The 12,442-nt window shown below is 68.9% G+C and carries 13 protein-coding genes and 1 pseudogene; 10 read left to right on the top strand and 4 right to left on the bottom strand.

Translation table 11 applies throughout. The features are described from left to right. Positions 1 to 86: 86 nt before the first annotated feature. Positions 87 to 665, top strand: a pseudogene (locus tag ACWGSK_RS23950) (phosphotransferase); the annotation flags it as partial. Between the two features lie 362 nt (positions 666 to 1,027). Here the strand turns inward: ACWGSK_RS23950 and ACWGSK_RS23945 are convergent. Beyond that, a complete protein-coding gene (locus ACWGSK_RS23945) occupies positions 1,028 to 2,185 on the bottom strand; it encodes an RNA-guided endonuclease InsQ/TnpB family protein (protein ID WP_452456809.1) in 1,158 nt (385 codons plus the stop codon). A 19-nt stretch (positions 2,186 to 2,204) separates the two neighbouring features. Here ACWGSK_RS23945 and tnpA point away from each other — a divergent pair, with 19 nt between their 5' ends. The 4 genes from tnpA (at position 2,205) to ACWGSK_RS23925 (ending at position 5,518) form a co-directional block, all read left to right on the top strand. Then, positions 2,205 to 2,633 carry an IS200/IS605 family transposase gene (gene tnpA / locus ACWGSK_RS23940; RefSeq protein WP_452456808.1) on the top strand — a complete coding sequence of 143 codons (429 nt, stop codon included), beginning with the start codon at positions 2,205 to 2,207 and terminating at the stop codon, positions 2,631 to 2,633. A 169-nt stretch (positions 2,634 to 2,802) separates the two neighbouring features. Beyond that, a complete protein-coding gene (locus ACWGSK_RS23935; RefSeq protein WP_358505820.1) occupies positions 2,803 to 3,138 on the top strand; it encodes a hypothetical protein in 336 nt (111 codons plus the stop codon). Positions 3,139 to 3,245: 107 nt separating this feature from the next. Then, a complete protein-coding gene (locus tag ACWGSK_RS23930) occupies positions 3,246 to 4,298 on the top strand; it encodes a Gfo/Idh/MocA family oxidoreductase (RefSeq protein ID WP_452456807.1) in 1,053 nt (350 codons plus the stop codon). Between the two features lie 218 nt (positions 4,299 to 4,516). Then, positions 4,517 to 5,518, top strand: a complete 1,002-nt coding sequence (locus ACWGSK_RS23925; RefSeq protein ID WP_358505826.1) for an EamA family transporter — start codon at positions 4,517 to 4,519, stop codon at positions 5,516 to 5,518. A 61-nt stretch (positions 5,519 to 5,579) separates the two neighbouring features. Here the strand turns inward: ACWGSK_RS23925 and ACWGSK_RS23920 are convergent, their stop codons facing one another. Further along, positions 5,580 to 6,506 (bottom strand): ribonuclease Z, encoded by a 927-nt coding sequence (locus ACWGSK_RS23920; RefSeq protein WP_452456806.1) that lies wholly within the window; start codon positions 6,504 to 6,506, stop codon positions 5,580 to 5,582. 145 nt (positions 6,507 to 6,651) lie between these two features. On the opposite strand from ACWGSK_RS23920, the gene ACWGSK_RS23915 reads away from it, so the two are divergent. From ACWGSK_RS23915 to ACWGSK_RS23900, 4 genes are all read left to right on the top strand, one after another. Further along, on the top strand, positions 6,652 to 7,074 hold the full coding sequence (locus tag ACWGSK_RS23915; protein WP_452456805.1) for a hypothetical protein: 423 nt from the start codon (positions 6,652 to 6,654) through the stop codon (positions 7,072 to 7,074). A 96-nt stretch (positions 7,075 to 7,170) separates the two neighbouring features. Further along, positions 7,171 to 8,187, top strand: a complete 1,017-nt coding sequence (locus tag ACWGSK_RS23910) for a DUF2804 domain-containing protein (RefSeq protein WP_452456804.1) — start codon at positions 7,171 to 7,173, stop codon at positions 8,185 to 8,187. A gap of 257 nt (positions 8,188 to 8,444) precedes the next feature. Continuing rightward, on the top strand, positions 8,445 to 10,061 hold the full coding sequence (locus ACWGSK_RS23905; RefSeq protein WP_452456803.1) for a sodium-dependent transporter: 1,617 nt from the start codon (positions 8,445 to 8,447) through the stop codon (positions 10,059 to 10,061). Next, entirely contained in the window at positions 10,061 to 10,174 is a 114-nt protein-coding gene (locus tag ACWGSK_RS23900) for a methionine/alanine import family NSS transporter small subunit (RefSeq protein WP_084392259.1), read from the top strand. The genes ACWGSK_RS23905 and ACWGSK_RS23900 overlap by 1 nt, the downstream gene beginning before the upstream one ends. A gap of 61 nt (positions 10,175 to 10,235) precedes the next feature. Here ACWGSK_RS23900 and ACWGSK_RS23895 read toward each other — a convergent pair whose 3' ends face one another. Next, complete coding sequence (locus ACWGSK_RS23895; RefSeq protein WP_358505842.1) at positions 10,236 to 10,778, bottom strand: type 1 glutamine amidotransferase domain-containing protein; 543 nt, start codon at positions 10,776 to 10,778, stop codon at positions 10,236 to 10,238. Positions 10,779 to 10,952: 174 nt separating this feature from the next. On the opposite strand from ACWGSK_RS23895, the gene ACWGSK_RS23890 reads away from it, so the two are divergent. Beyond that, complete coding sequence (locus tag ACWGSK_RS23890; RefSeq protein WP_452456802.1) at positions 10,953 to 11,561, top strand: histidine phosphatase family protein; 609 nt, start codon at positions 10,953 to 10,955, stop codon at positions 11,559 to 11,561. Between the two features lie 73 nt (positions 11,562 to 11,634). Here ACWGSK_RS23890 and ACWGSK_RS23885 read toward each other — a convergent pair whose 3' ends face one another. Next, positions 11,635 to 12,303, bottom strand: a complete 669-nt coding sequence (locus ACWGSK_RS23885) for a hypothetical protein (RefSeq protein ID WP_452456801.1) — start codon at positions 12,301 to 12,303, stop codon at positions 11,635 to 11,637. Positions 12,304 to 12,442 lie beyond the last annotated feature (139 nt).

Below are 12,442 nucleotides of genomic sequence, written 5' to 3'. Positions count from 1 at the left end.
ACCACTCACTTGGGCCCCACGCACATCCTCGCAGGCCGGGACACCGCCGCGAAGAGCCGATAACGTGACCGTGCCCGGGCCCCGCGATGAACCGCGGGTGGCCGCGTACCCACCGTGAGTCGGCCCCACGCCAAGGAGAGCCCGCCATGCCCGGTGACCAGGACCACCCGCTCCAGGGCGGCATGATGAACACCGTCACCCGCCGCGGTGACCACGTGGTGCGCACCGCCCCCGACCACGCACCCACCCTGCACACCTTCCTGACCCGCCTGTCCCAGGCCGGGTTCACGGGCGCCCCCGCGCCCCTGGCCCTGCGCCCCGACGATGGGCGCGAGGAACTCACCTTCATAGAAGGAGAAGTGGCCCTGCCGCCCTTCCCCGCGTGGGCCCTGCGCGATGAGGCCCTGGTCCAGGTGGCCGCCCTCTTGCGCCGCTACCACGACGCCGCCGCGACGATCCCCCTCGACCCGGACGTCGACTGGCCCACCGCGCTCTCCGACCCCGAAGGAGGCACCCTCCTGTGCCACAACGACCCCTGCCTGGAGAACATCGTCTTCCGCCACGGCCGGGCCGCCGCACTGATCGACTTCGACCTGGCCGCCCCGGGCCGCCCCGTATGGGACCTGGCCGCACTGGCCTTCTACCTCGGCCCGACCCTGGACCCCGAATCGGCCACCACCAGCGGCTTCCAAGGCCTCAACGTCGCGCGACGACTACGTTTGATGGCCGACGCCTATGACATGACCCGCAGCGATCGAGAGATCCTCCCCGCCACGGTGCGCCTCTACAACGAGGTCTCTCGTACCTTCGTGCGCACCATGGTCGAGGGCGGAGAGCCCCTGTTCATCCGCGACCTGGAACGCTTCGGCGGCTGGGTCCGCTGGGACCGACGCAACGACTGGCTCACCCAACAGGAGCCCCGCTTCCTGCGCGCTCTGCTCGAGTCAACTTGTCCCGGCCCTGAAGGACCGGGCTTGGAGGTAGTGCCCAACCGGCTGTTGGGTCGACCCCTCCGTCCAGACACCCCTTATGGGGTGGCAGGGACGCGTGACTCACGCCCCGCGTTCCACACTCTCTCGCCACGAGTGGCGATGTTGTGGGAAGCATTCCGATCGGCGTGGGCAACGACCCCACACCCCCGACAGATGAAAAGCCCCTGGTCGAGGCGGTTGCGCTTGTCGACGTGGCCGCACTCGGCGCACGTCTGCGAGGTGTAGGCGGGATCAACGAAGACCAGGGGCACACCGGCCCGCTTGGCCTTATAGACGATGAAGTCCGCGAGCTGGGCGAAGGCCCAGCAGTGGAGTGCGACCCGTTGGGGCTTGCGGAGCCGTACCCGGGTGCGGATGCCCTGGAGTTCTTCCAGGGCCAGGCCGCGCCCGGTGCGTTCAGCCTCGGTCACGATCGTCTTGGCGATGATGTGATTGGTGTTCTTGACGTGCCGCTGTTCGCGGCGGGAACGCTCCTTCAGCCGACGCTTGGCGGACTTGGTGCGCTTCTTCTGGAGCTTGGCCCGCAGGGCGAGCTGACGCTTACGGTACCGGTTGAGACCGCGCCCGGCGGCCTGGTAGCCGGTGGAGGTGGTGGCGATATTGGCGATGCCCATATCAACGCCGATGAAGCCGTCCGGCTCGTACTGCTCGGCCTCGGGAACCTCGCAGGTGGCGAGGAGGTAGAACACGCCCTCACGCTCGATCAGGTCGGATTCGCCCTGCCGGTACGCCTGGAGCGTCTTGAGTGCGTTGGCCGAGCATACGTAGCGGATATTTTTGAGCCGCCCGGACGTGGTCCAGATGGACACGGTCCGCTGGTCGTACCGCCAGGACAGGCACCGGTCGTCGTAGGGTTGGGCGGCCTCGGACCGGAACACGATGGGCTTGGACTCGGCCTTGATCCGGCGCTTGGAGCCTTCCTTGCCGAGGTTCCCAGCTCGGATGTTGGCCTTCAAGGTGGTGTAGGCGTCGCGCACCTTCTTGATGACGTGTTGCGCAGCCTGCGCGCCCAAACCTTGGGCCTTGAGGTGGGCGTAGGTGTGCTTGCGCAGCTCGTACTCACGCGGCACGTCGTTGACGAATGCCACCTCAGAAACCCAGGTGGCCAGGTCGTTGACCGTGCGCAGGGTCGCACCGAGCGCGGCGGCCTGGTCGGCCTCCGGCAAGAGTTTGACCTGCACGACGATCTTCATGGGTACGACCATAAGATCCATGTCCCCTCGATGGGAGCCGAACCCCGAAATCCGCAGGGGACGAACGGTCGTCCACACCCTCCATGCCCACTTGGTCCTCACACCCAGATACCGGCCCGGCCCGTTCACCGACGTGATCCTTACGCGCTGCGAAGAGATCATGCGAGCCGTCTGTGCCGACTTCGAAACCGAGTTGGTCGAGTTCAACGGCGAACGCGATCACGTCCACCTGCTCGTGCGCTATCCGCCCAAGGTCGCCATTTCCCGACTGGTCGGCTCTCTCAAGGGCGTGTCCGCCCGCAGGCTCCGCCAGGAGTTCCCCGGCCACCTTCGCAAGTACTTGTGGGGCGACCACTTCTGGTCCCCGTCCTACTTTGCTGCGTCCTGCGGCGGCGCCCCGTTGGTGATCATCAAGGAGTACATCGAGAACCAGAAGCGTCCAGGCTGAGGTCAACGGTGCGAACCCGTGCTCTGGTGCGGGTCACCGCTATCTTGAGAAGCGATTCCTCCCGGGCGTGAACGCCCGGGGTTCCTCGCTAGATCAGGCTGAACCCCATTGTCCACGGGCACGGCCTGTCGACGTGTTCCCACCCCACTTCGCGGGCATCCTCCCCACCATGGACAACACCGTCTTGGGGCCCACCGGCCCCACCCGGCAGGTGGGCCGGCCCGACGTCGAACACCTGATGGCGGTCCTGAACCGCCACCGCGCCGGCCTGACCGGCGCCAAGGGCGTCACCATCGGCTCCGGCGAGATCGTGCACACCCTCACCAGCCACCTGTGGGCAGGGGTGTCGGTACCGGCCACCGGATGCCACGCCGCCGTGGACCCACTTCGCCTGCGCGCCGCCACCACCGGGGTCGACTGCCGCCGCTGCCTGGCACGCTATCGCCGCCCCGACGCCTCCATTCCCGGCCAGACCCTGCTGGAGCTGCCGACCACACGTGCCTGAAACCATCGGCTCGCGATCGGGCCCCGCCCGATGAACGGATCCCATCTGCCGCGCCCCGCCTTGGAAAACCGGTGGCCCCACGCCACCGGTGCGGGGATCATCGACCCATGCGTATGGGAGTGGTGGGTCTTCGTCAGGGACTGCACATGGCCGACTGGGCGCGGCGGATCGGAATCGACGTGGTCGCCGGCTGCGATGTCGACCCCGCCACGGCACGGCGGGCCGCCATACGACTGCCCACCCTGACCCTGGTCGCGCACTGGCGCGACCTGCTCCATCAGGATCTGGACGCGGTCCTGCTCACCAACGACTTCGACGCCCACGCACCCCTTGCCATGACCTTCCTCGAACACGGCGTCCACGTACTCTCCGAGACCGCGGCCTGCACCAATGCCCAGGAAGGCGCCGAACTCCTGGCCGCCGCCCAGGCGAGCACGGCCACCTACTCCTTCGCGGAGAACTACGTCCTGCACCCGCACACGCGGCTCCTGCGCACACTGGCCCAACAGGGAACCTTGGGCGAGATCGACCTCATCGAAGCGGACTACCTGCACGCCATGGCACCCCAAGCGGTCCAAGGCCTGATCGGGGACCCGGACCACTGGCGCGGCCGGATCCCCCCGACCGCCTACTGTACGCACTCCCTGTCCCCGATCCTGGCGATCAGCGAAGCCATGCCGGTGCAGGTCACCGCCTTGCCCGTGCACACCGCCTCCCCCAGACAGGCCTCGGTGATGGCGGTGCGCCTGTCCACCGGGGCTCTGGCCCTGACCCGCAACGGCTTCCTCCAAGGGGAACCGGACTCGCACTGGAGCCGGATCTCTGTGCACGGCACACGCGCGGCCGCCGAAGCGGGGCGAAGCCTCAGCGAGAGCGCCTGGTCGGTGCGGGTGCGTCACCCGGGATGGACACGCGCCGACGGCCGCACCCACGAGGCCGAACACATCGCCCCACCGGTACTCGTGGACGGCGTCGCCGTGGAACGAGGGCAGGAGGGCACGGTGCTCGTCCTCCAAGGACTACGCGCGACCGTGGAACAGGGAGCGCCACCACCGGTGGGGGTGCGCCAGGCCGTGGCCGCCTCCCTGGTCGGAGTCGCCGGCGCCCGCTCCCTGGAGGAAGGCTCGATACCGGTGCCGGTCCCCCTGCCCTGGACCTGAATCGCCCCGCCCCCAATGCCCGGCCTCCGAACGATCCCGTGCCGGAGGCCGAGCGCATCACTCCAACGGCCCGCATTCGACCCAGGACACCCCGTCGATGACGGCCGACCGGGCACACCTGCCATCGGCCACGACCAAGGCTCTCCTCTAAGCTCAAGGCGACCTCGAATCCACCCCTGGTGATCCCCTCATCCCACCTTGTTCCTGGAGTGTCCCCCGTGTCCGCCCAACCCACCCGGCACCGCCCCTCCGGGCTGGCCTTCGCCTTCGCCTCGGCCCTGACCTTCGGTGGCTCGGGGGTCCTCGCCCGCCCCCTGATGGACGCCGGTATGGACCCGCTCCACGTCACCTGGCTGCGCGTGGCCGGCGCCGCCCTGATCCTGCTGCCGGTGGCCCTGCGCCACTGGCGTCTGGTCCTGCGCCGCCCCCTGCTGTTGCTGGCCTATGGCCTCTTCCCCATGGCCGGGGTCCAAGCCCTGTACTTCGCCGCCGTCGCCCGCATCCCCGTCGGTATCGCCCTGCTGTTGGAGTTCCTGGGCCCGGTCCTGGTGTTGTTGTGGGTACGTCTGGTACGCCGCAGGCGCGTCTCCCCCGCGGCCGTCATCGGCGTGGTGTTGGCGGTGGCCGGGCTGGGTCTGCTGCTGGAGGTGTGGGCCGGCATGCGCCTGGACGCGATCGGGGTGGGCCTGGCGTTGGGCGCGGCCGCGGCCCAGGCGGCGTTCTTCCTGTTGGGAGACGCCATGGGAGAGGACGCCGACCCCTTGGCCGTCATCGCCTTCGGCGCGCTGATCGCCGGTGTGGTGTTGGGCGTGCTCGCCCGCCCCTGGACCCTGCCCTGGGAACTTCTGGGCGCGCCCCTGTCCCTGGGCGGTGTCATCCTGCCCGGGTGGGCCATCGCCTCGTGGTTGGCCCTGGTGTGCACCGCCATCGCCTACTTCACCGGGGTATCGGCGATCAAACGGTTGTCCCCGCAGGTCGCCGGAGGTGTGGCCTACCTGGAGGTGGTCACCGCCATCGTGCTGGCCTGGATCCTGCTGGGCGAGGCGCTCAACACCATGCAGCTTCTGGGGGCGGTGGTGATCGTGACCGGGGCGTTCATCGCCCAGACCGCGGTGCCCACCACCCCGGCCACCGCGGCGAGCGATCCCGACGGACCCACCGCCACCACCCCGGCCGAAGAAGACGACCCGACACGGTCCCGGGCCCTGGGCCGGGACTGAACCCACCCCATCTGGGGCGCACGCACAGAAGCGTCAACACCCGGGCTCAGAGCCCCGCGGCTCAGCGTCGGGCCGGCAACGCGATCCGGTCCAGGTCCGCGGCCAACACCACCGGCCCGTCGAACTCCTCGGCGGCCTGGGCCACGAACGACCCGTCCTGGTCCTGCTCATACCTCTCCGACAGGTGGGTGAGCACCAACAGACGCACCCCCGCCCGTGCCGCGATCCGCCCCGCCTGCCGGGCCGTCAGGTGCCCGTACCGCTCGGCCCATTCCTCGTGCTCGTCCAGGTAGGTCGACTCGATCACCAGCATGTCCGCGCCCCGCGCCAGTTCCACGGCCTGCTCGCACTCGCCGGTGTCCATCACGAACGCGAACACCTGCCCGGGTCGGGGTCGGGCGCACTGGGCCAACTCCACCGTGCGCCCCCGCACCTCGATGCTTCCCTGACGTTGCAAACGGGCGATGTCGGGCCCGCGCACTCCGAAGTGCGCCAACCGCTCGGGCAGCATCCGCCACCCGTCCGGTTCGACCAACCGGTACCCATAGGCCGGCACCGAGTGGCGCAGCGGCAACGCCGTGATGGTGAAGGGCTCGTCCTCGCCCAGCACACAGCCGCCCGCGCCGCCCACCGGCTGGGCAACGATCACGTCGGTGTCCACGAAGGAGGTGGCGTGGCGCAACCGCTCCCAGTACTCCTGGCCCGCCCCCGGATAGGTGGCCCGTACCGTGTGCGACACCTGGTCGCGGGCGATGCGCTGCACGATGCCCGGCAACCCCAGACTGTGGTCGCCATGGAAGTGGGTCACACAGATCCGGGTGATGTCGGAGGCCGCGAGCCCCACCATGCGCATCTGTCGCTGGGTGCCCTCACCGGGGTCGAACAGCACCCCCTGATCCCCCCAACGCAGGAAGTACCCGTTGTGGTTGCGACGACGGGTGGGCACCGCGCTGGAACTACCCAAGATCACGAGTTCACGAACCGACATGGCCCGCATTGTCCCATCCCCCGGGTGCCCCACCCGCCTCGAACACCGCCTCCACCCACTCTGTCCACAACAGGCCATACCACCCCGACCCCTGCTCTTCCCGGCTAGGTTATGCCCGCCCCAGCCCACAAAACCGAGGAGGACCGTGCCCGACGAACCCCACCGCCCCACCACCATCACCGTGGAACAGGGTGCCGAGCGGCTCCGGTTCACCACCACCCCCACCCCCGATGGCAGAGTGTCCATCGAAGCGGTCGGATTCACCGACGACGGCGAGATCACCACGAACCTGTCCGGGGTCCTTCCGGCGGAGATCATGGCCACCCTGGGGTGGCTCATGCTGCAGAGCTCCGCCACCGGCCAGGCGCCGGCCGGGTTCGTGCGGGAACAACGCCGCCACCACCCCAACGCCTACCGGCCCTGGAGCACCGAAGACGACGAACTCCTGGCCCGACACGCCGCCCAGGGCACGACCCTGGCCACGCTCGCAGAGGAGTTCGGACGCAACACCGGTGCGATCCGCGCCCGCCTGACCCGGCTGGGCATCAACGACCTCGAACCCGGCTGAGCCCCCGCCGGGCCGACCCCGAGGGGACCCGGCCCGGCCTCATCCTCAACACCCGCACCACCACACCCATGGCAGCGCACCGTAGGCTTGACGGCCATGCCCACACACGAACGCGAGATCACCTCACCCGTGGACCTGTGCACCCCCCAGGGGCGCCTGAACCCCGGAGCGGTGGGCTGGTCGCGCACCCCACTGCACCGCACCCACATCCCCGGCTGGTCACGCACCAAACGCTGGGAATACTGGTGCGTGAGCACCCCCACCCACCTGATCGCCATCACCGTCGCCGACATCGACTACCTGGGCCTGACCTCGGTCTACCTCCTCGACCACGCGGACCCCACCGCGCCCGTGGAGGTCTCGCGCACCGCGCTGCGCCCCCTGGGCCATGGGGTGCGCGTACCCCACAGCCTGGGCGCCGGCCCCACCGCCGCCCTGGGTCCCATCCGCGCCCACATCGACGACACCCCCACCGGCACCCGGCTGCGCTTCTCCTGCACCACCGACCACGGGCCCCTGCACGCCGACCTGCTCATCACCCCGCCCCCGGGCCACGAATCCATGAGCGTGGTCATCCCCTGGAGCCCCACCCGCTTCCAGTACACCTCCAAGAACACCGCCCTGCCCGCCTCGGGCACCGTCCGCCTGGGCGAGCACACCTACGACTTCACCGACGCCTTCGGCGTACTGGACCACGGCCGCGGCCGCTGGCCCTACGACATCGACTGGAACTGGGGCGCCGCCGCCGGACACACCGACGGCCACACCCTGGGCCTACAGTTCGGCGGCCAATGGACCAAGGGCACCGGGCTGACCGAGAACGCCCTGTGCGTGGACGGCCGCCTCACCAAGATCGGTGAAGAACTCGTCTGGGACTACGACCCCGACGACTTCCTCGCCCCCTGGCGCCTGTACACCCCCGCCTCCGACAAGGTCGACGTGGTCTTCACCCCCTTCCACGAACGCGTCGACCGCACCGACACCGGCCTGATCGTCAGCGACACCCACCAATGCTTCGGCCACTACCAGGGCACCGTACACACCGACGACGGCACCACCCTGACCGTGAGTGACCTGAACGGCTTCGCCGAACAGGTCCACATGCGCTGGTGACCCCCGGGGCGCGCACCCCACACACCGTGCGCGCCCCCGCCGGTCCCCTCGCGCGCGAAGGCCCCGAGCACAGCCGACCTGAACACACCCGGTTAGCGCCCCTTGCCCCGACCCCCACACCAGCCCAAGACAAAACGACACCAAAAGTCCCCACAGAAACAACACCCGGCCACCAGAGCAGCCCCAACGATGCCCAGGTGGCCAAATCCTGCTACCGTGCGGGTCGCGAACTACGGGATGATTTAGGAGACCTGAACATGGGGCAACAGCCTCGCGAGCAATGGGGAACGCGAGCGGGATTCCTCATGGCCGCGATCGGATCGGCCATCGGACTGGGCAACATCTGGCGATTCCCCTACGTCGCCTATGAGAACGGGGGCGGAGCCTTCCTCCTGCCCTACCTGATCGCGATGCTCACCGCGGGTATCCCGCTCCTCATCCTCGAATACGGCATCGGCCACCGCTACCGCTCCTCGGCCCCCCTGTCCTACCGGCGCATCTGGCGCCCCGCCGAAGCCCTGGGCTGGTGGCAGGTGGCCATCTGCTTCGTCGTGGCCATCTACTACGCCGTCATCATCGCCTGGTCGATCCGCTACACCTGGTTCTCCATCACCCAGGCCTGGGGCAACGACCCCGACGGATTCTTCTTCAACGACTTCCTCCAAATGAACCCCGAACCCGGACCGGTCTCGGGCTACGTCTCCGGGGTCGCCTGGCCGCTCATCGGAGTGTGGCTGGTCACCCTGGCCATCCTCATCATCGGTGTGCGCCGCGGCATCGAGATCATCAACAGGATCACCATCCCCCTACTCGTGGTCCTGTTCGGCATCATGGTCATCCAGGCCCTGACCCTGGACGGCGCGGCCACCGGCCTGAACGCGTTCTTCACACCCGACTGGTCGGCCATGCTCACCGGCAAGGTATGGATCGCCGCCTACGGACACGTGTTCTTCTCACTGTCCATCGGCTTCGCCATCATGGTCACCTACGCCTCCTACCTCAAACGCAAGTCCGACCTGACCGGCTCGGCCATGGTCGCCGGGTTCGCCAACGCGTCCTTCGAACTCCTGGCCGGCATCGGCGTCTTCGCCGCCCTGGGATTCATGGCCGCCGCCGCGGGCACCGCCGTCGACGAAGTCGCCACCTCCGGCATCGGACTGGCCTTCGTCGCCTTCCCACAGATCATCTCCAGCCTGCCCTTCGGCGGCCCACTGTTCGGCGTACTGTTCTTCGCCTGCCTGTCCATCGCCGGCGTCACCTCACTGATCAGCATCGTCCAGGTCATCGTCTCCGCCGTCCAAGACCGCACCGGACTGGGCCGCACCCAGACCGTGCTCCTGGTCGGCGGCGCCACCGCCCTGGCCTCGATCCTGCTCTTCCCCACCCACGAGGGACTGCACTTCCTCGACGTCTTCGACCGCTTCATCAACCAGTACGGCATCGCACTGGCCGGTCTGGTCCTGGTCGTCTTCATCGCCTGGGGGGTACGCCGACTCAAGCTCTTCCAGGCCCACGTCAACGCCGTCTCCTCCATCCACCTGGGCACCTGGTGGCGTGTCACCCTGGGCGTGGTCACCCCCATCCTGCTCGGCATCATGATGTGGGACAGCCTGCGCATCGAACTCACCGAGAACTACGAAAGCTACCCGACCGGGTTCCTGCTGGCCGCCGGATGGGGCGTGGCCATCGGCGCCATCGTCTTCGGCATCATCGTGGCCTGCTTCCCCTGGAAGAAGGCCGACGCCATCGCCCGCGACGACGCCGCCCGCACCCGCGACGAGGACGGCCGGGCCCCGGTGCAGTTGGAGGAGCCCGAGCAGGTCGGCACCGAATCGGCCACCGACCACACCCGTGACAAGGAAGGGGACCACTGATGTCCACCAGCGCCATCGTCATGATGGTCATCTCCATCACCGTGCTCTGGGGCGGCCTCATCACCGCGGTACTGCACCTGCGCCGCCACCCCGACGAACCCGAAGCCGAGTAAGACCCCGAAAAAGATGGTGGGGCCACCCGATCCGATCGGGTGGCCCCACCTCGCTTTTCCCTCAGCCCGCGAACTCGCGCACGATCCGCGCACAGAACGCCGGTAGGTCATCGGGGTCACGGCTGGTGGTGACACCGTGATCGGTGACCACCTCCTCCTCCACCACCGTGCCCCCCGCGTTACGGATGTCGGTACGGATACTGGGGTAGGAGGTCACGGTGCGCCCACGCACCACATCGGCCTCCACCAGGATCCAAGGCCCGTGACAGATCGCCGCCACCGGCTTCCCACCGGCCACGAAGTCACGCACGAACGACACCGCGTCACCGTCAAGACGCAGGTTGTCGGGGTTGACCGTCCCACCGGGCACCACCAGGGCGTCGTAGTCATCCACCCCCACACCGGCCACCTCACGGTCCACGTCGAACCGGTCGGCCGGCTCGATGTCACCGTTCATCGCCTGGATCGACCCCGACTTCAGCGACACCAACTCCACCCGGGCCCCCGCCTCGGTCAAGGCCCGACGCGGCTCCACCAACTCCACCTGTTCGACCCCATCGGCGGCCAAGATCGCCACCGTCCGACCGTTGAGCTCTCCAGCCATGATCTCCCCCTCACTGAACATCGCGTTCGCTCGGGCCCCGAGCAGAACCCGGCGCCACGTCGTCCGCCCTACCCGCCCACCCCTGCTTCCTCACACCGATCAGCACCTCCACACCGAGAACCGGATCACACCCGCGCACATCCCACCATCACCGATCCGACCAGGAGGTCACCCGTGCCCACGACCCGCGATCTGTACCTGGCCCGCCACGGCCAAGCCGACCCCACCACCACGAACCTCACCGACATCGGCCGCCAACAAGCCGACCTGTTGGGGCGCAGACTGAGCCGCTCAGAACCCCACACCCTCTGGCACGGCCCCTCCCCACGCACCACACAGACCGCCCACCAAGCCCTCACCCACCTACCCGGACTCACCGCCACCCCGGCACCCGAGGCCGACGACCACATCCCTCACCTGCCCACCCGCGATGAACTCCCGCCCCGGCACACCGAGCAGATCCTGGCCTTCCTCTCCCACCTGCCGCCCCAAGACCACGCACCCCACCTGGCCGCCCGCGCCCTGGAACGCTTCACCGGCCCGGCTCAAGGGTCACACCCACGCCGCGAGGTGGTCATCACCCACGCCTACCTGATCGCCTACCTGATCGCTCACGCCCTGGACGCACCACCATGGCGGTGGATCAGCATCCCGGTGGCCCATGCCGCCCTGACCGTGATCCGCTACCGCCCCCACGCTCCGGCCTCCGTCGTGGTCCTCAACGACACCGCCCACCTCACCGACCCGCTGCGCTGGACCGACCTGCCCACCTGGCGCCCCTGACCCACCAAGGGGCTGGGAACAAAAGTCGGGCGCGGCCCCCGCCGGCCGCGCCCGAACCCTGCTCACCCGCCGCTCAAGGCCGGGTGCCCTCCCACACCCCGATGGGAACGTGCTCCAACAAATCGATCAGACGGTCGGCCATGGCCACCGCCTCATCCCCCTCCAACCGGCCCTCACCCCAGGTCAGAAGGTACTCACCGGTGAAACGGAACCCCGCCCGCTCCCCCGGCGCCTCCAACAACCAGGCGCGCACCCGCTCATCCAGCAACGCCCGCGCGAACACCTCATCCGCGCAACGCACCTCGAAGGTCTCATCGAAGGTGGACTCGCCCACCCGCACCCGCCCCGCACCCGGCAGGGTCGGCCCCGCCACGGCGCGCACCTGCAACACCGGGGTACACGGGGTGGGCACGACCACCACCGGGAAACGATGCGTGCTGGGAGCCGAACGCCCATCCTGACCACAGGTGGTGTAGGTGTACTCATAGGCCAACACCCGATGCCCCCGATGCTCGGCGGAGAGCACGTGCACCGCCCTGGCGTTGGAGGGGGCCCGCCGAAAAGGCGCACCGGCGAACCGGTCGGCCAACTCGGGCCGCTCACGGTCATAACCCCACCCGCGCCCACCGGCCCACCCGCGCAACACCCCGGCCCGCTCACGCTCGGCCGCGGCACTCATCACCGAGATCGCGATGATGATCACGACCGCGATGGCCAACAGGGCCAAAACGCCACCGGACATGGGGCACATCCTTTCAGAGCGGCTCACCTACAGGTGAGACGCGCCCCACACCCTCCCCGGTTCCCTCCGATTCGCACACCCCACCACCCCGACCCGAACACCACCGACCCACCCCCGCCCGCCCTATCCTGGCCCCACC

Source organism: Nocardiopsis sp. NPDC055551 (genome assembly GCF_053619415.1).
The sequence above is the reverse complement of the archived record's forward strand: the minus strand, read 5'-3'. Positions and strand labels throughout refer to the sequence as shown.